This window comes from Streptosporangium amethystogenes, from assembly GCF_000721075.1.
GTDB lineage: Bacteria > Actinomycetota > Actinomycetes > Streptosporangiales > Streptosporangiaceae > Streptosporangium > Streptosporangium amethystogenes.
In genome coordinates this window covers 1-17,906 of the sequence record NZ_JOEQ01000063.1, presented here as the reverse complement: position 1 = coordinate 17,906, position 17,906 = coordinate 1, and the positions used below count along the sequence as shown (strand labels likewise).

Here is a 17,906-nt window from a genome sequence, read left to right as displayed (position 1 = left end):
AACGACCACCAAACGACCACCCCAGCCACCCCTGCGGCTTCACCGGCACAGCGACCTCATATCGGCCGGCCACCACTCGCCAAGAACGGCCGCAGCCCCCTACCGGCCCGGCTCCACGAGTAGACCGAACAACCCCACCCATGAAACGACGAACCTCAGCCGAACACCCCGCTCCAGCGCTGGGCGACTAGCGCCGGATACAACACTCGAAAAAGATCATCAGAAGTCGCACTCTTTCGCATCCCACCTGCCGAAACCTTCAATCGCGCCATACCGCATCAGAACTCAAGAACGCCGGACCCCTGGCCCGTAAGCCAGGATCGAACCCGGCGGCGGCTCCGCGCCCGCGTAGCAGGCCTTTGTCCCACTTATGGCCGCCATTTTATGAAATTCAATTAGACCGAATTCGGTGGCTCTAAACAGGACTTCCGCTGCAAGCTGTCATTTCCGGCAAATCTTGCGACCAATCCTGGGCAAAAATAATCCCTGCGCATCTAGCCTGAGGGTGTCGAAGTCCCAGGAACAGGAGGTGCAGGGTTATGCCCGACACTATCCCGCATGCCCAGCCAGGTGACAGAATCCGTACCTTGCGGGGACGCCGCGGCTGGACACAGGAAGAACTCGCCGCGGCCAGTGGTCTCAGCACCGCAGTGATCAAAAAAGTTGAGCAAGGCGGCACCGCGCGCATGGAGACCTACCACACCATCGCGACGGCCCTGGGTGTGGTCACCATGACGTTCGTATCCCCGGGCCCTCCCGATCCGGTGCTCAACGGGCCCAACGAGATGGTTCTGGCACCCCTGCGCGCGGCTGTCGCTCCGGCGATGAACCTGGCCGGTCAGCCGATGTACGGTACCGCTGACGCCGAGGAAATCTCCCTGCCGCGGCTCGAAAAAGCTGTGTCCTCGCTCGGCGCGATCTACCACAGCAACCGCTACGACGACCTCGCAGCGCTGCTGCCACCGCTCATCCTTTCTTCCCAATACCACGTCACCCACCTGGAAGGAGACCCCGAGCAGCAGGAGGCGCTTCGGCTACGCGCTGACGGGCTCAACCTCGCGGCCCGCTACCTCATCCAGGTGCGCGCTCACGACCTGGCCCTGATCGCGATCCAGGGCTCCCAGCGCGACGCCCTCGCCATCGGTGACATGCAACTCGCGGGAGCTGCCGTGAGCGTCCAGGCATGGGCGATGATGCGTCAAGGCCGCTTCCGCGAGGTGATGGACCTGTGTCTGCACGCGGCCGAGACTATCGAGCCGCGCATGTCCTCGGCCACGCACACTCAACTGGAGGCCTGGGGGTGGCTTCTGGCGCGGGCTTCAGCGGCAGCGGCCCGTAACAACCAGCCAGTGGAAGCCGAGGAGTACGCTAGCCTCGCCGGCCTGGCCGGTACCCGCATGGGGCGTGAATACAAGCGCAGCGCCGGCCGGTCCTTCGGACCTCTGACCGCCGCCCTCATCAAGACGGAAAACGCGATGATCGCGGGCGACCCGGCTAGAGCCGTCGCCTTGTACGAGGTCCTACCGCGGGGAGTCGGCCGGACCGACAACAGCACCTGGAACCGGGCGCTGTTGGACGCTGCTCGCGCGAACGCCCGGACCGGCGATGTGGCTCGCGCGACCGAGATCATGACCAAGTTGCGGATCGAGGCACCGGAGTGGCTGCGCTACCAGCAGCTCGGGCAGGACGCGACTCGGGAGATCGTCTCGATCGTCAGGCGGAAACTGAACCCCAACCAAAAAGCCCTCGTCGCGTTCTACAACCTCACCGACTGAGGTACTACGTTCCGTATCCCTTTCCCATGTAGAGCCGTCAAACGACGGCGCTACATGGCTGTACACGATTGCTCTCTCTCCGTAACTTGAAGCTCGTGGACGACGAGCGCACCACCTTGGTATTCGGGCCCAGCGCGGCTGAAATCCTGCAGGCCGACTTTCCCGGCTGGCTCATCTGGCGGGATTTCACGCAGGCGGGTGGCCACGGCGATTGGTGCGCTCAGCCCATGAACGCCGCAGGAGAGGAACCCCCTCTCCGTCATGCCGCCCCTGAGGGGCTCCGTGCACTGCTGGAGACCAGCGATGACCAGTGACACCAAGGCATTGAAGATCGGTTTCAGTTTCTGGGGCTTCCTCGGCTCCGGCATCCTCGACACCCCTGATGGTGGCCGGTTCTGGCGCCGCCCGATCATCGACGAGCTGATCAGCCGCGGCCACGAGCTTGTGCTTCTGCAGTCCAATCGCGATCTGCACGAGGCGGGCCACGCGTTGCCCTACCGGTGGGACTCGGGGTTCCCGGACATCGACGTGCTCCTGTGCGAGTGGCGCTGGCCGCTACCGGGCCGCAACACCACCCCCTGCGGCACCACCGGGCACACCTGCGATCTGCACCGCCAGCAGGCGCTGCTGGACCACTACACCCACACCCGGACTACCGCGACGGTGCTGTGGGACACCGATCGGCAGATGGCTCTCGACGATCCCTTTCGGCGCATGCCAAACGTGGTCGTCTGCGACACCGCTCGCCGTCCCGCCACAGGTGCGGCGGTGTTGTTCAACATGGTCCCCGACGCGCTGGTCGATGGAGCCGACCCCGTCAAGCTTGCCGCCGCCACCCGACCTCTGGCATTGGTCTATGTCGGCAACCAGTACGACCGCGACGAGGCGTTCGAGAACTTCTTCGCCCCTGCCGCCGCTCGTTTCCCTCACCGGGTCGCCGGGAAATGGCCGCGCACCGAGGCATGGCCACAGGTGAACTTCACCGGCCGTTGCCCGTTCCCCGGCGTGGCCGGCATCTACCGCGCGGCGCTCAGCACCGTGCTGCTGCTGCCCGACCGGTACGCCGCGGTCGGCGCCATCACCCAGCGCATGGGCGAGGCAGTGACCGCGGGCTGCCTACCGCTCACCCCCACGACCATCGCCTGCACCGACCAGGTCACGCCCCCGGTGCTGCACGTCGCCGACCGGCATGAGGTCATCGAACGCATCGAGTGGCTGCGTGGCATCGCGGGCTCGCCCGAACATGCCGAGCTGATCGACACCTGCCTGCGATACCTGCAGCCAATGCGGGTCTCACACCAGGTGGCCGGCCTGGACCGGCTCATCACGGACCTGGCCGCAGCGCATCCCGCCGGCGGAACCGCCCGATGATGCAGCCGACGGCCTTCGCGACGTTCCACGACGCCTACCGGGCGGTGCTGAACCTGGTGACCTCCACTCCCCAGTACACGATCTCTTCCCGTGGCAACCGCTCGCGCGAGGTGCTGAACGTGTCGTTCATCCTCACCGACCCGCACCGCCGTACTCCAGCTTTGGCCGCGCGCCGCACCAACATCGTCTTCAACATTGCTGAGGCGCTGTGGTACCTGGCCGGACGCGACGACATCGACATGATCGGCTACTACGCGCCGCGGTTGCGCAGTCTGGCCGTAGACGGTGTGCACCTGACCGGCACTGCCTACGGGAAGCGCCTGTTCGCCCCCCGGGGGGCAAGCCAGTTCGACCACGCGGTCAAGCTACTGGCCGCTGACCCGGACAGCAAACGCGCCGCCATGACGGTCATGCGGCCGTTCGAGTTCACCGACCCGGGCAACCCCGATGTCGCCTGCACACTCGCAGTGCAATTCCTGATCCGTGACAGCCGACTGCACACCACGGTGTTCATGCGCGGCAACGACGCCCTGCTCGGCCTGGTCTGCGACGTGTTCTCCTTCACCTTCATCGCCGAATTCGCCGCGCTCCAGCTCGGCGTGCCGCTGGGCACCTACACCCACCAGGTGTCCTCCATGCACCTCAACGAGCCTGACCTGCCGCGCGCACGGGCGATCCTCGCCGAGCGCACCCCGGCGCCGCCGACGGCTCCCGCGATGCCGGTCACCACTACCTGGCACACCATCCAGAAAGTCCTGGAGTGGGAGGAGAGCTTGCGCACCAACCGGCGCCGCCTGTACGCCGATGTCATCACCGACCTGCCGCTGGAGCCGTACTGGCGGCAAGTCGTGCTGCTTCTGGAGGTCTACCGGCAGATCACCCACCAGCCGAACAGTCCGGTCGACACCGGCGTGCTGGCCGCCCTGGACCCCTACTACCGGTGGCTGGTGGCCTGCCGCTGGCCCGGACATCTACCGAAGGGCTGACAAATGCCCGCTCCCCCTGGCTGGTCCGCCTGGACCGTGATCCTGCTCAAACCCGACTGCCTGGTCCGCGGCCTGACCGACGACGTGCTTGCCTGGGTCGCCCGCGAGGTCCACGTCACCGCCCGCCAGGTGCTCCACCCGACCGAGCAGCAGATCTTCGCCCACTACGACGACATGCTCGCCCCCGAGCTCTCCCGCGAGTTCGGCCTGGACGTGCCCGCCGATCTGCGCCGCATCTACGTCGGCAACCCGGTGATGGTCGCCCTCGGCCACGGGCCGGACGCCGCCACCCGGGTGCGCGCCCTGCTCGGCGTCACCGACCCCAGCATCGCCGGGCCCGACACGATCCGCGGCCACTTCGGCACCGACAGCCTGACCACGGCCCGCGCCGAAGGCCGGCTCATCGACAACCTGATTCACACCTCCGACCACGCCGAAGTCGTGGAACGCGACTTCGGCATCTGGTACGGCCCCGACCAGCGGCACCTGCTCACCACCATAGACAGGAGCATCGCATGACCGTCACCCCGCACGCCCGCCGCCCCTTGCCGATCCTGAACCCCGAGCAGATCGCCGGCCTCAAGCCGCAACTCGCCGACGTCATCGAATACCGCAAGTCCGGGCTGTCGCTCAACCACATCGTCGGCTGCCCGCTGGACTGCGGCTACTGCGTTCGCCACCTGTTCGACAACTTCGAGATGAAGACCCCGCGGGCGCTGATGAGCGACGAGACCGCCGTCGAACTACTGACCGGCCACCGCTACTTCCAACCGCACCTGACACCGATCCAGATCTTCAACCGGGCCACCGACCCCATGCTGCCCGTGGTCAAACCACACACCTTCGCCGCGCTGCGGCTACTGGACGAGCGCGGCCTGACCAACCACGTCCTGGTCATCACCCGTTGGCGCGTCAATCCTGAGGACTGCGCGGTCTTCAACAGCTTCCGCAACATCAAACTCACCGTGCTGGTGACGCACTCGGGCATCGACCATCCCGGTATCGAGCCAGTGGACTCGACCATCGCCGCAGCGAGCCTGCGCACCCTGTACGAGTACGCCGACCGGTACCGCACCATGCTGTACTGGCGGCCCATCGTGCCGGGCCTCAACGACTCCGACGACCACATCCAGCGGGCGGTGGAACTGTCGCGGCACGCGCACGCCACGGTATTCACCGGCTTGTTCTTCCGGCAGGAGATCGCCGCCTACTACCGCGACCACGGCCTGCCGGAGCCTTACCAGGGCACCGCCCGCCGCAAGATCATGCCGGAGGAGTCCGAGCACCGAATCCTCACCGCCTTCCACCGGCCCGCCGACCGCGACGCGCCATGGGGGCCACTGTTCCGCAAGACGAGCTGCGGCGTCGCCTACGCCCACGGCGAGGCCGACTACAACGGCCACTACGGCATCCGCGAGCTGTGCGACATCTGCCCCATCAAGCAGCTCAACCTGTGCCGCGACGCCTGGAAGCGGCCCGATGAGGCTGTCGTCGCCGCCCAGGCCCGCGACCTCGGCGCGGTCGGCGGCGTGGAAATCACCGAACGCGCCATCATTGTCGAGGGCCTGGACGAGCCGCCGCGTTACTTCCTTCAGCACACCCACGGCTACCAGGTCCACGACCGCGCCAAGCCCCACCATTACCGCAGGCACGGCCGAGCCGACATCGGCTGGCCGACCACCTAAGGAGAACTCCACAATGGACTTCGGCACCTGGCCCGAGCTGCTCGTCGTCGATGTGGAAGGCAACGGCGCCACCCCGCCGGATCTGGTGGAAGTCGCCGCCGTCCGCATCACAGCCGGTCAGCCGGTGCCGCAGCTGTGCACGCTGGTGCAGCCACCGCGGCCGATCACAGCTTTCGCCACCCGCGTGCACCGCATCACCAACCACGACGTGGCCGACGCTCCCCGCTGGGAGCAGGTCGCCCCGGCGATCCAGGCGTCCCTGCAAGGCGCCTGGATCGCCGCCCACAACGCCCACGTGGACTACACGGCGCTGAGCCGCCACCTGCCCGGTTGGGAGCCCGCCGGGGTCATCGACACGCTGCGCCTGGCCCGCGCCACCTGCCCGGACGCGCCCGGCTACAGTCTCGATGCGCTCCTGGCCCACACCGCCGTCCCGCTGGATGGCATCCCCGGCCGCCGGCACCGGGCCGGATTCGACGCCCACGCCGCCGCGCTGCTCCTGCTCGACCTCGCCGGCCACTACCCCACCTGGCAGGCTCTCGCCGCAGTGGCCGTCCCCCCGAACCTGCCCGGCGCCGCCGTCCCCGACCATGAGGAACAAACCCTATGGTGACCTCCCCCATCCACCTCGGTATCGCCGGAACCCACGGCACCAACACGACCTACCTGGCCCAGTACATCGAGATGGAGTTACGCGCGATCGGCCTGGCTGTGACCCGCGTCGGCGGCCTGGCCAAACAAGCCGCCGAACTCGGGTTCCCCAAGATGACCCGGCACACGCCCGCCTCCACCGAATGGATCATCACGTTCGGGGCCGCCGCCGCCCTGGAGGCGGAGTTGACCTCGGACGTCGTCATCGCTGACGGCACCGCGCACACCGCCCTGGCCTACTACCTGGCCGCCGCCGAGCATCGCGGCCGGCAACCTGCGCTCGCTGACCTCAACCGCCTGACCGCCTTGACGGAGCTGTACACCAGCCGCCAGGCGCTGATCCTGGCGACCGTCCTCGATCCCTCCGCCCCGTTCGACACCCCCGCAGGCAAGGACCCCGACTACTCCAATACGGCGTTCCGGGCCTGCGTCGACCGGCACCTGCACGAGATCCTCAAGGAGCAGCGGCCCGACTACCTCGCCGTCCCCGGCTCCAAACACGCTGCCACGGTGCAGACCGCCGTGGCCACCATCATCGAACTGGAGGCGCCGTGACCACCCTCCTGCCCGGTGGCGTCATCACCATCGCCGGCAAGCGCGTCTCCCGCCTGGGCCTGGGCACCATGCGCCTGACCGGTTCCAGCACCTGGGGGCCGCCCGCCGACGTCGCCGCCGCCGCGGTGGTGCTGCGCACCGCGATCGATTTGGGCATCACCCACCTCGACACCGCCGACGCCTACGGCCCGCACACCGTCGAAGACCTCATCCGCCGCGCCCTGCACCCCTACCCGGAGCAGGTCCTGCTGGCCACCAAGGTCGGGATGATCCGCCCCGGCCCGAACATATGGAAACCGCTCGGCCGACCGGACTACCTGCGCGCCGCCGTCGAAGCCTGTCTGCGACGCCTGGCCGTTGACCGCATCAACCTGTGCTACCTGCACCGGATCGACCCCGCGGTCCCGCTGGCCGACCAAGTCGGAGAACTCGCCGCTCTCCAGGCCGAAGGGAAGATCGCCGCGATCGGCCTGTCCAAGGTCACCGCCGAGCAGATCCGGCAGGCCTGCCAAGTGGCGCCTATCGCTGCCGTACAGAACTGCCTTAACCTCGACGAACCCGACGATCCGGCCCTGACCTACTGCGCTGAGACCGGTATCCCGTACGTCCCCTACCGGCCGTTGAACGCGGGCCGCCTCATCACCACCGCCGGTATCGATGAGTCCCTGGGCTGGCTGCTCGCTCTTGGCGAGCACGTCGCCCCCATTCCGGCCACCAGCAGCCCGCAGCACCTGAACGCCTTGGTGCAGGCCGCCGGTCGGCTCCCCTCTCTGTCAGACTCTCGTGAGACATAGGACATGTAAGTCCTTTTGCTGCGAAGCAGGGTGAGGCGGGACGATCGAGACAGTGACGATGACCATCGCCCACGCCCGCCGTGACCTCCTCGACCGCGATGACGCCTTCGCCGTCTATGCCATCTGATCAATCCGACGAACCGGGACATAGCGAATTAACGCCGGGGCCCTGGTCCCGTGGCCAACCTGGTCAGCCTCGTTGTCCGGCCTGAAGGCGGTCAGGAGCGCAAGACCCGCGTCGCGAGAGCCTCACAGGCTCACCCACACCTTCCTCCTTTGGTAGCCGTACGGACACCAATTGTGATGACTGAGGGCCGCCGAACACCACCCGTACCGGGAAACGACTAGAAATCGCCTCCCCCTGAGCGCCGACGACCAGGGCGAACAGACGCCCGGCGTCGTAGCTCGGGACGTTGGCCGCGATGATGGGCAGTAGTCGCTCGCCGCAAACTCCAGACTGCTTCTGGAGCGGAATCTAAAATCACCGCGTGACCATTCACAGCGGGAGCATGAGCACCCCAGCGGACACAACTGACTCGGAGACGGCCGATTACGGGGCCATCCGGCGGCGCTTCCCCTGGGTCGGCTGCTTCGACAGCGGCGAGGACGACCTTTCCTCTCGTTACCGCGACATGATGGCCGAGGCCCTCCGCGACCGTGAGATCGTCGAAGCGATCGACGCCGCCCAGCATCGTCCGTGAGGAAACTTCTCCGCGGTTCGGGCCGCTGGTCATCCCAGAGCCGGTTCTCGGCCAGACCTGCGCCCTTCTCTGGAACGGTCTCAGTGCATTCGCGCGCTACGCGATCTCGCTCGGGCGAGGTCCCCGCTGGAGGCCCCCACGCCGGTCAGAGGTTGAGACGGCTCAAGCTGTCGTAGACCCGGTGCTCCGGGCCGTACATGCGGCTGAGGTCGTCGAACAGCTCGGTGAGCGTACGGCCAGGCGAGGGCCCGCACGCTTCTGCAGCTCGCCGAGCTGCCTGCGTGGCTACAAGGCTGGAGGCATCCGCCAGGTAGGCCCGTGGCTCACCGGCTCGGGCGGTACATCGGGCCGGAGGTATCGCTCCCGATTGGGCTCAATCTGAATCTGCTGTTCGTACACGCTGTACTTGGTGCGCCCGCAATGAACAGCTCGCGCGGAACACAGCTGAGCGCGTGCAGATCACGCCGCGAAACCACCATGCCGTCCTGAATCTCCCGATATGTACAACTCAATGCCCAGGACACACCTTGCTGTCGAGATTAACCAACTTTGGCAATTTAGCCCGCTATATGACATATATTTCTAAATGGGAAGTAAGTGAATTATTACATATGCATATACCTTGATACGGATTGCCAAATAAGATCCATTAGTTAGTAACATTCCACCCAAGTGGAGCGATCCCAAAGGGGCTCCTTTGTGCTGGGCGGAAGGTCGCAGACGTGCTCGCAGATGTCGCGGAGCAGTTTCTCGAAGATGCAGATGTCCGTGACCTGCAGTGGAACCAGCCTGTCGGCACACCCTCCAATCTGAAAACCACGCGGATTCTATTCGGGAACGGAGACGCGCCGCTGGAAGTGGCACTCGCCTACAGCGAGACCGGCGCGCCCAAAGCGGAGGATCTACGGCGTCTCTGGAGCCTCCGACACGGCGGTCGTTCGTCTCCGGTCATCCTCGTGGTCCTGTACAGCGACGCGGGCACCACCAAGGCGGCGGCCTGCGGAAACGACGGCGACCCGATCACCCAGCTGACCGTGGACCAGCTTGGCCGGATCTGCTGTGCCGTGCTCGCCGAGGAGAACCAGCACACCGCGCTGCGCGCCCTAAATCGGCTCCTCTCCAGCGCCAAGGAACAACTCACCCTGGGCCTGCTCAACCAGGGACTCTTCGCCACGCATGAGCTTCGCAATGGGGTTCCCCTCCGGACCGATTGGGCTGCTGCCGCACAGGCATCTCGTCCGCTACTGGGCCTCAGCGGCCTCCCCCTGATCCAGGCGCTCGGCTACGGCACGACCCCTCGGGGATCGGCGGCTCTGCTCTTGACCCAGGAGGGCACCTCCCGGTCGATCGCCGTCCTGCTGGAGCACGACGAGGTCTTCGACCGTCCCTCACCTCGTTTTGGAGCGGTCTCCCCCGTCTCACACGCCATTTCGGTGGCCGCCAAGGAGAACCTGCCGTGGGTGATCGTGCTCCGCGGCAACCAGATACGACTGCATCCGGTCAATCCCACCGTTGGAGTCGGCCGCAAGAGTCAGGGCGAGACCTTCACCGAGCTGGATCTGACGCTCCTCTCCGAGGATGACGCGGCATACCTGCACCTGCTCTTCTCGCCCGGGGCGCTCGCTCCCGAGGGCACGGTTGTAGAGATCCTGCGCGCCTCCTCGAACTTCGCCGCCGACCTCGGAGGCCGACTCCGGGAGCGCGTGTACAACGATGTCGTGCCCGGCCTCGCCATCGCGGTTGCCCGGCGGATGAACGTCGCCACCGAGGCAGATCTACAGGAGGCGTACCACCGTACGTTGATGATCCTGTTCCGGCTGCTCTTCGTCGCCTATGCCGAGGACCGCGCCCTGCTCCCTTACGGGCGCAACTCCCGCTACGACCGGCACGCGATCAAGACATTGGCCAAGGAATTCGCCGCCGACCTCACCCAGTCGTTCGACAATACGGCTACCGCCCTCTGGGACGACATGCTCGGCATCTGGAACGCCGTGGACGGCGGTAACAGCAACTGGGACGTGCCCGCCTACAACGGCGGTCTATTCTCCCGCGATCCGAACTCCAATCCCTCCGGTGCGGCCTTGGCCGCCATGCGGTTGACAGACGCCGAGCTCGGTCCCGCGCTCCGCGCCCTGCTGGTGGACATCGGCCCGGACAGCACTCATGGACCGGTGGACTTCCGCTCGCTGAGCGTCCGCGAGTTCGGCACCCTCTATGAGGGACTGTTGGAATCATCGCTGTCGATCGCGACGGTGGCGCTCACGGTGGACAAGGATGATGCCTTCGTTCCCGCCCGAGACAGCGATCTCGTCGAGGTTCCGGCCGGCCAGGTCTACTTCCACAACAAATCCGGAGCGCGCAAGTCCACTGGCTCGTACTTCACCAAGTCGTTCGCGGTGGAGCATCTGCTGGACGGCGCGCTGGAACCCGCACTCACCGACCATCTCGACCGGGTCAGCGCACTGCTGGATGCCGAAGACGAGGCCGGTGCGGCCGAGCTTTTCTTCGACTTCCGGGTCGCCGACCTCTCCATGGGCTCCGGCCACTTCCTGGTCGCCGCGATTGACCGGATCGAAGCCCGCTTCACCGCTTTGCTCGCTGAACGACCGATCGCCGCCATCAGCGACGAGCTGACCCGACTCTCCCAGGCGGCCCGTAATGCCCTCGGCGGTCATGCCGCCGACGTGGAGATCGAAACCTCCGCCCTGCTCCGTCGCCAGATCGCTCGCCGTTGTATTTACGGCCTGGATCTCAACCTGATGGCGGTCGAACTCGCCCGCCTCGGAATCTGGATTCATACCTTCGTTCCGGGCCTGCCGATGTCCTCTCTCGACCATGGGCTCACTGTCGGCAACAGCCTCACCGGTATCGGAACCGTCGAGGAGGTTCTTCAGATCCTGGCTCCCGGCGTCCAAAGTGGTGCGGCCACCTTGTTCGACGAGCCGATCCAGGAAGCGCTCGGGCGGGCACGGGAGGTGCTCATCCGGGTGGCCCGCACCTCCGAGGCGACCAAGCAGGAGGTGCAGGACGCCGCCTTGGCCTATGCCGCCGCGCAAGAGGCCGCCGCTGACGCGCGAGCGCTTTTCGACGCCGCGATCGCCGTACGGCTCGCGCTGATACCTGGGGTGGTCACCCCCGAGCAGGCCATTGAGGCCGGACGTTCCTCCGTTGTCCAGGAGCGCGCAGCCGAGCTGAACGTGGCGCACTTCCCGCTCCGTTTCCCCGAGGTTTTCCTGCGGGAGCGTCCCGGCTTCGACGTGCTGATCGGCAATCCGCCCTGGGAGAAGGTCAAGGTCGAAGAGCACCAGTGGTGGGGGCTGCGCTTCCCCGGACTACGCTCTCTGCCGCAGAAGGACAAGAACGAGGCCATCGTCCGCTACCGGCGGGAACGGCCCGACCTGCTCGCCGAGTACGAAGCTGAGGTCAGCCGAACCGAGGCGCTCAAGAACGTGCTGGGCAAGGGGCCCTTCCCCGGGCTACGCGCCGCCACCGATACCGACCTCTCGCTGGCCTTCTCCTGGCGTTTCTGGCATCTGCTCCGCGACAGTGGCCGGTCCGGGATCGTTCTCCCCCGGACGATTCTCGGTGGCAGGGCCGGGGCGCAGTTCCGCGAGACGATCCTGGCCGAAGGCGCGTTCGCGGATGTGACCATGATGGTCAACAACCGCCAATGGATCTTCGATGAAGTGCATCCGCAGTACACAATCGGTCTGGTCACCGCTGTCCGGGGTCCCCAGCACGTCGGAAGTGTCGTACTTCGCGGTCCGTTCTTCTCCCTGACGGACTATCGCGCGGGCATGGCCGTTCCGGGGCAGGCGCTTCCTGCCAAGGAGTTCGCCACCTGGTCGGATGGGGCGGTCTTCCCTCTCCTCCCGCATCCTCAGAGTCTCGGCGTCTTTGCTCGGCTCAGGGCCCAGCCGAGGTTGGATGCCGAAGGCGGCGAGTGGGCATTCACTCCACTGCGCGAACTGCACACCACCGATGACAAGGCGATGTACGACTTCAACCTGGCGAACCCTACGAAGGACCTCCCTGTCCTTACCGGCGCGTCGTTCAATCTTTGGGCACCTGATTTTGGGGCCCCGTATGCCTTTGCAGATTCCGGCGAATTCGAAGCTTGGGCACAACGTCGGCGGAAGCGACAGATTAAACTCGTCCGAAGCGCTTTTCACGGGATGCCCAAAACTTGGGCCAACGACCCGGAAACACTTGGATACAAAAGCCCTCGAATCGCCTTTCGTGACGTCACCCGAGCGACAGACTCTCGGACTGTTATCTGCGCACTAGTTCCCGGCGGAAATACACTTGTCGAGAAAGCTCCCTATTTTTTTCGGCGAGAAGGGAGCTATCAGGATGAGGCTTACGTACTCGGGCTACTGTCCTCCCTCCCTCTGGACTGGTATGCGCGCCGCTTCGTGGAAATCAAACTCTCATACACGCTGCTGAACGCCTTCCCCATACCTCGACCGAAAGCCGAAAGCCCACTCCGCAAGCGAGTAGTGGAGATCTCAGGACGGCTTGCGGCAGTCGATGAACGGTACGCGGACTGGGCAGCCGAGGTTGGAGTGCCGGTCGGATCGGTGCGCACTCCGGAGGAGAAAGCCGACCTGATCGCGGAGTTGGACGCGGTGGTGGCCCTGCTCTACGACCTCGATCGTGACGAGGTGACCCACATCTTCGAGACCTTCCACCGCGGCTGGGACCATAGCGAGCGACTGACCGCCGTCCTCCGCCATTACGACACGTGGAAGAAGAGAACGGCGTGACGCTCCCCGACGACGACTTCCGGCCCACCTTCGCCACCAACCATCCCGAAGGCGGGAAAACAGTCGCCGACGCGATCAACACCCTGTTGGAGGGGATGCGCACCGAGCTCTCCTCGCTGCCGCCGGTATCGATCGCGTCCGCCTACTTCAATCCCGGCGGGTTCGGCCTGCTGGCCGACGAGCTGGAGCAGGCCGGACCGGTCCGGCTGCTGCTCGGTGCCGACCCGGACCAGGATCGGCCCAAGATTCGGCCGTTGGCCACCGGACTGGGGAGACGGGCCGAACGGGAGCAGGTCAGGCGGGCGCTGGAAGGCCACCAGCGTCGTATGGAGGAGGACCGCGACCTGCTCGGTTTCACCTCCGAGTCCGATGCCGCCGCTCATCGCCTGGTCGACTGGCTGCGCTCCGGCCGGGTCGAGGTTCGCCGGTTCGAAAAGGGGTTCCTGCACGGTAAAGCGTTCATCGTGGACAGCCGGATGCCCGGTGTCATCGCCGGATCGAGCAACTTCACCTACGCGGGTCTCGCCCGCAACAAGGAGCTCAACCTCGGTCAGTACCAGCCGGACACGGTGCGCGCCGTACGGGACTGGTTCGAGGAGATGTGGCAGGCGGCCTCGTCGTACGACCTGGCCGGCCTGTACGAGTCACGATGGCGACAGCACCAGCCGTGGGAGATCTTCCTGCGGATGCTGTACGAGCTGTACGGCGCGGAGGTCGAGCAGGAGCAGTCGGCCCGTACCCGTTCCCGGCTCAACCTGACAGGCTTCCAGTCCGACGGAGTCTGGCGGGCACAGCGGATCCTGGACCGACTCAACGGCGTGATCGTCGCTGACGAGGTCGGCCTGGGCAAGACCTTCATCGCCGGGGAGATCCTGCACGAGGCGGTGATCACCAACCGGCAGAAGGCGCTCATCATCGCGCCTGCGACGCTCCGCGACTCCACCTGGGGCCCATTCCTGCGCGACAAGAACCTCCGCGCGGACATCGTCTCCTATGAGCAGCTGACCGCCGGTCTGGAGAACGCGGGACAACTCGGCGCGGCCCTTCAGGATCCCGACGAATACGCCCTGGTCGTGGTGGACGAAGCGCATGCGCTCCGCAACGCCAACACCCGGCGGGCCGAAGCGCTGCGCAGGCTGCTCTCGGGTAGCACCCCGAAGCGGCTGGTGATGCTCACCGCGACCCCGGTCAACAACAGCCTCTACGACCTACACAACCTGATCTCCTACTTCGTCACCAATGACGCGATGTTCGCCGACTCCGGAGTGCCCTCGTTGAAGGGGTACTTCGACCGGGCAATGGCGATCAATCCCGACGACCTGTCGCCCGAGCATCTTTTCGACGTTCTGGACAAGGTGGCGGTCCGGCGTACCAGGCGATTCGTTCGGAATCACTACGTCGGGGATCGCGTGGTCATCAATGGTGTGGAGCGGCAGATCAGCTTCCCGACGCCCCGGGTTCGGCGCGTCGACTACAACCTCGACGAGGCGCTCCCCGGCCTCTTCGACCGGCTCGCCACCGCCCTCGGCGACAAGCTGAACCACCATGACGACGACTCGGCGGTCATCCTCGATGCTCCCGGCGAGGTTCTCACTCTCGCCCGCTATGTGCCCTCTCGTTTTGAGCACGATGGACGCGAGAAGCAGTACGAGCAGCAGAACGCCGGGCTGCTGCGATCCGCGCTGCTCAAGCGGTTCGAGTCATCGGCCTACGCCTTCCAACGCACCCTGGACAAGATGATCAGTGGTCACGAGGCTTTCCTGGCCGCGCTCGACCAGGGCGTGGTCCTCACCGGCGATGCGTTCCGGGAGTGGACGTCCTCCGACAGCGACACCATCGACGACTTTCTCGACGTACTCGATGAGGACATCGATGGGGTGAAGAATGCCGACGAGTTCGACGTACCGGAGCTGCGCGCTGCCGTCGACGCCGATCTCGCCCTGCTGACGTCCTTCCGTGATGAGGTGCAGACGCATCAGCGGGGGCCTGATCCCAAGGTCGAGGCACTCGTCGAAGAGCTCGCGGCCATCGCGGCCGAGGCCGTGGCAGAGGGGATCAACGAGCAGCAGACTCGGGACAAGCACAAGGTCCTCGTCTTCTCCTACTACTCCGACACCGTCGAACATGTACACGGTCGGCTGCTGACCGCGATCGAGTCCGATCCACGCCTTGCCTGCTACCGCGGCCGGGTTGCCACCGCCGCCGGTCCGGACCGGACCGGACGTTCCCAGGTCATCGCCGGATTCGCTCCCCGTACGGCGGGTGGTGGCGCGGACGAGGACCTGTTCGATCTGATCATTGCCACCGACGTGCTCGCCGAAGGCGTCAACCTGCAACAGGCCCGGCACATCGTCAACTACGACCTGCCCTGGAATCCGATGCGACTCGTTCAGCGGCATGGCCGAATCGACCGGATCGGCTCCGACCACCAGGAGGTCTTCCTCCGTTGCTTCTTCCCCGACCAGCAGCTCGAACGGTTCCTCGGCCTGGAAGAGCGGCTGCAGCGCAAGCTCAAGCAGGCGTCAGCCGCCACCGGGGTCGGCGAGGTGCTTCCCGGATTCGTCGGCCGCGACGTCAACCTCACCGAAACCCGTGAGGAGATCAAGCGGCTCCAGCTCGAAGACGCCGCCCTCTTCGAGACGGGCGGCAGCTCCGCCCTCTCCGGTGAGGAGTATCGGCGTCGGCTGCAGGCCCAGCTCGCCAACCCGTATATCCGTGATGCCGTACAGCACCTGCCCTGGGGCAGCGGTACCGGATTCGTCCGCACGGGCGGAACCCATCCGGGCCTGGTGTTCTGCGCCCGGATCGGCGACCATCCCCGGCCGTGGTTCCGATACGTCCCCCTCGCCAACGACCTCAACGTCACCTATGACGAGGAGGGGCATGTCATCGTCGTGGACGACACCCTGTCCTGCCTGTCCGCCGCCGACCCCGGCGGCCCCGAGACTCCGGCGGTCCTGACCGACCCGATCTATCAGGCGGCTTTCCCCGCCTGGACACATGCCCGGCGGCACATCCGTGATTCCTGGATGCACAACGCCGATCCGGCCAACCTGCAGCCGCGTATCCCGAAGGTGATGCGGGACGCCGCTGATCTGGTGCGACAGCACGGCTCCCACCTGGGCGAGGATCAGGATGAGCTTGTCGGACGCCTCCAGGCGCCCTATAGTTCCCGAATTCTGCGCGATATCCGTACGGGGCTGGCCCACCCGGGTAACGCACGACAGCGAGTCGATCATCTCGCCGAACTCGCGGATCGGCTCGGCCTGGTGCGCCAGACCGCTCCGGAACCCCTGCCGCAGATCACCGAGGACGACGTACACCTGATGTGCTGGATGGCGATCGTCCCTGGTTGACGAAGCCTGGGGTTCAACAGGTCCGCGTGACCGACTACGGAGAGGCCGGCGACCAGTGGCTTGAGACCCTTGATGGCTACTGGAACCGAGGTATTGCCCCTGTCACAGGGGCAATACCTCCTCGGCTTCTCGCGGGGCACGTGACGCCGGATCGAGCATTCGCTCACCTGGCGGCACAGAACGGGATGCCATCGCAACGAAGCAGGACACTGGCGTATGGCCGCGCGCGTCCAACCTCGGCTTATGTCCGGTCAGGCGGCGAGTTCGCTGTGCAGCTGGTCGCGGAACTGGCGGACCATGATGCTGCCGCTGTACGGGTCCAACTCGTCGGCGAACTTCTGGAGACGCTCCACCGAACGAGGAGAGTTCAGCGCCTTCGCCGCCGGGATGGAAGCTCGGGCGCAATCAATGGCCCGTTCCAGGTCACCCATTCCCAAATATGCCCCGGCGGCGCTTACCTGGTTGATCTGAGCGGATCGAGGCAGGCGTCCGCTGAACGCGGTCACGGCCGCCTCTGCATAAGCCGCCGCTCGATCGTACTCACCGAGGAGCCGCCAGCAACTGCCCGCCTGCGCCTCCAGCTCGACTGCGTCATACTCGTCGATCCATTCCGGATCGCGATCCGTAGGCCCCTGGGCATAGGCGCTCTCGGCCTCGGCGAGCAGTCGTTTGATCTGCTTGGCGCTGTGCTTATCGTGGGTTTCGGCCGGATTGGTCTGCAGAGCCAACGCCTTGGCCTCCTTGATCAGCATCAGCGCCATGACGCGCGGCGGCGCCTGTGCTCGGCGTGCAGTGTCAACTGCGGCTCTGGCCAGCCAGGGTGCCCAGGTGGCCTGCTCCAGGTGAGTCGCCTGGTGAGTCATCATCGCCAGAGCCCAGATGCCGGTGAGCGGATCGTCTCCCGTCTTGGCCAGCCGTAGCGCCTGCCCGAAGTGCTGCTGCGCCTGACCGTGCAGGTTCATGTCGAAGGATGTCCAGCCCGCTATCAGGGTCATCCCGGCCGCCGCCGACATCAGCGCCGCCCCTACCCGGTCGTCGTAACGGCCCCGCAGCAGCGGTGTCACCGTCTTGTTCAGATATCCCACCACCACCGGGCGGACCAGTCCGGCCCCGAACTGGTTGTCCATCTGGCCGAACACCTTGCACGCCTCGTGGATCCGCTCCACGTCGGCCATCCCGACCATCGCGTTGGTCCCCCGCTGCGCGACCGTCTGAGGTGGCACCCCGTAGTTCCACGCCGTCAGCCACTCCCCCAGCGCCGCCGGG

At 66.0% G+C, this 17,906-nt stretch carries 13 protein-coding genes; 12 read left to right on the top strand and 1 reads right to left on the bottom strand.

What is annotated here, in order from left to right:
* Positions 1-539: 539 nt before the first annotated feature.
* The 12 genes from IG98_RS0141935 to IG98_RS0141880 all read left to right on the top strand — a co-directional run bounded on the left by IG98_RS0141935 (position 540) and on the right by IG98_RS0141880 (position 16,640).
* Positions 540-1,775: a helix-turn-helix domain-containing protein gene (locus IG98_RS0141935; protein WP_030925749.1), complete on the top strand. Its 1,236-nt coding sequence runs from the start codon at positions 540-542 to the stop codon at positions 1,773-1,775.
* Between the two features lie 95 nt (positions 1,776-1,870).
* The gene (locus IG98_RS0141930; RefSeq protein WP_157594846.1) at positions 1,871-2,089 is read left to right on the top strand and encodes a hypothetical protein; all 219 of its coding nucleotides are present in this window, start codon (positions 1,871-1,873) and stop codon (positions 2,087-2,089) included.
* Positions 2,079-3,146 (top strand): hypothetical protein, encoded by a 1,068-nt coding sequence (locus IG98_RS0141925; protein WP_245651936.1) that lies wholly within the window; start codon positions 2,079-2,081, stop codon positions 3,144-3,146. Before IG98_RS0141930 ends, IG98_RS0141925 begins: the two co-directional genes overlap by 11 nt.
* The gene (locus IG98_RS0141920; protein WP_030925742.1) at positions 3,143-4,132 is read left to right on the top strand and encodes a thymidylate synthase; all 990 of its coding nucleotides are present in this window, start codon (positions 3,143-3,145) and stop codon (positions 4,130-4,132) included. Before IG98_RS0141925 ends, IG98_RS0141920 begins: the two co-directional genes overlap by 4 nt.
* Positions 4,133-4,135: 3 nt before the next feature.
* Positions 4,136-4,651, top strand: coding sequence for a nucleoside-diphosphate kinase (locus IG98_RS0141915; RefSeq protein ID WP_030925739.1), 516 nt, complete (start codon positions 4,136-4,138; stop codon positions 4,649-4,651).
* Positions 4,648-5,817 (top strand): radical SAM protein, encoded by a 1,170-nt coding sequence (locus tag IG98_RS0141910; RefSeq protein ID WP_030925737.1) that lies wholly within the window; start codon positions 4,648-4,650, stop codon positions 5,815-5,817. Before IG98_RS0141915 ends, IG98_RS0141910 begins: the two co-directional genes overlap by 4 nt.
* Positions 5,818-5,830: 13 nt before the next feature.
* Positions 5,831-6,430, top strand: a complete 600-nt coding sequence (locus IG98_RS0141905) for a 3'-5' exonuclease (protein ID WP_030925735.1) — start codon at positions 5,831-5,833, stop codon at positions 6,428-6,430.
* Positions 6,424-7,023 (top strand): hypothetical protein, encoded by a 600-nt coding sequence (locus IG98_RS0141900; protein WP_051753646.1) that lies wholly within the window; start codon positions 6,424-6,426, stop codon positions 7,021-7,023. The genes IG98_RS0141905 and IG98_RS0141900 overlap by 7 nt, the downstream gene beginning before the upstream one ends.
* Positions 7,020-7,817 (top strand): aldo/keto reductase, encoded by a 798-nt coding sequence (locus IG98_RS0141895; RefSeq protein ID WP_051753644.1) that lies wholly within the window; start codon positions 7,020-7,022, stop codon positions 7,815-7,817. Before IG98_RS0141900 ends, IG98_RS0141895 begins: the two co-directional genes overlap by 4 nt.
* A 509-nt stretch (positions 7,818-8,326) precedes the next feature.
* Positions 8,327-8,518 carry a hypothetical protein gene (locus tag IG98_RS0141890; RefSeq protein WP_157594845.1) on the top strand — a complete coding sequence of 64 codons (192 nt, stop codon included), beginning with the start codon at positions 8,327-8,329 and terminating at the stop codon, positions 8,516-8,518.
* 722 nt (positions 8,519-9,240) lie between these two features.
* Positions 9,241-13,284, top strand: a complete 4,044-nt coding sequence (locus IG98_RS0141885; RefSeq protein WP_030925725.1) for an Eco57I restriction-modification methylase domain-containing protein — start codon at positions 9,241-9,243, stop codon at positions 13,282-13,284.
* The gene (locus tag IG98_RS0141880) at positions 13,263-16,640 is read left to right on the top strand and encodes a helicase-related protein (RefSeq protein WP_211264353.1); all 3,378 of its coding nucleotides are present in this window, start codon (positions 13,263-13,265) and stop codon (positions 16,638-16,640) included. Before IG98_RS0141885 ends, IG98_RS0141880 begins: the two co-directional genes overlap by 22 nt.
* 251 nt (positions 16,641-16,891) lie before the next feature.
* On the opposite strand, the gene IG98_RS0141875 is transcribed toward IG98_RS0141880, so the two are convergent.
* A partial coding sequence (locus tag IG98_RS0141875; protein WP_051753642.1) for an NsdA family TPR-like regulatory protein occupies positions 16,892-17,906 on the bottom strand: 1,015 nt, incomplete at its 5' end.

Bases quoted from the DNA above. Each gene is read 5' to 3' on its own strand.
- IG98_RS0141915 (WP_030925739.1), top strand. From the start codon at position 4,136: ATGCCCGCTCCCCCTGGCTGGTCCGCCTGGACCGTGATCCTGCTCAAA.
- IG98_RS0141925 (WP_245651936.1), top strand. From the start codon at position 2,079: ATGACCAGTGACACCAAGGCATTGAAGATCGGTTTCAGTTTCTGGGGC.
- IG98_RS0141905 (WP_030925735.1), top strand. From the start codon at position 5,831: ATGGACTTCGGCACCTGGCCCGAGCTGCTCGTCGTCGATGTGGAAGGC.
- IG98_RS0141920 (WP_030925742.1), top strand. From the start codon at position 3,143: ATGATGCAGCCGACGGCCTTCGCGACGTTCCACGACGCCTACCGGGCG.
- IG98_RS0141890 (WP_157594845.1), top strand. From the start codon at position 8,327: ATGAGCACCCCAGCGGACACAACTGACTCGGAGACGGCCGATTACGGG.
- IG98_RS0141910 (WP_030925737.1), top strand. From the start codon at position 4,648: ATGACCGTCACCCCGCACGCCCGCCGCCCCTTGCCGATCCTGAACCCC.
- IG98_RS0141935 (WP_030925749.1), top strand. From the start codon at position 540: ATGCCCGACACTATCCCGCATGCCCAGCCAGGTGACAGAATCCGTACC.
- IG98_RS0141900 (WP_051753646.1), top strand. From the start codon at position 6,424: ATGGTGACCTCCCCCATCCACCTCGGTATCGCCGGAACCCACGGCACC.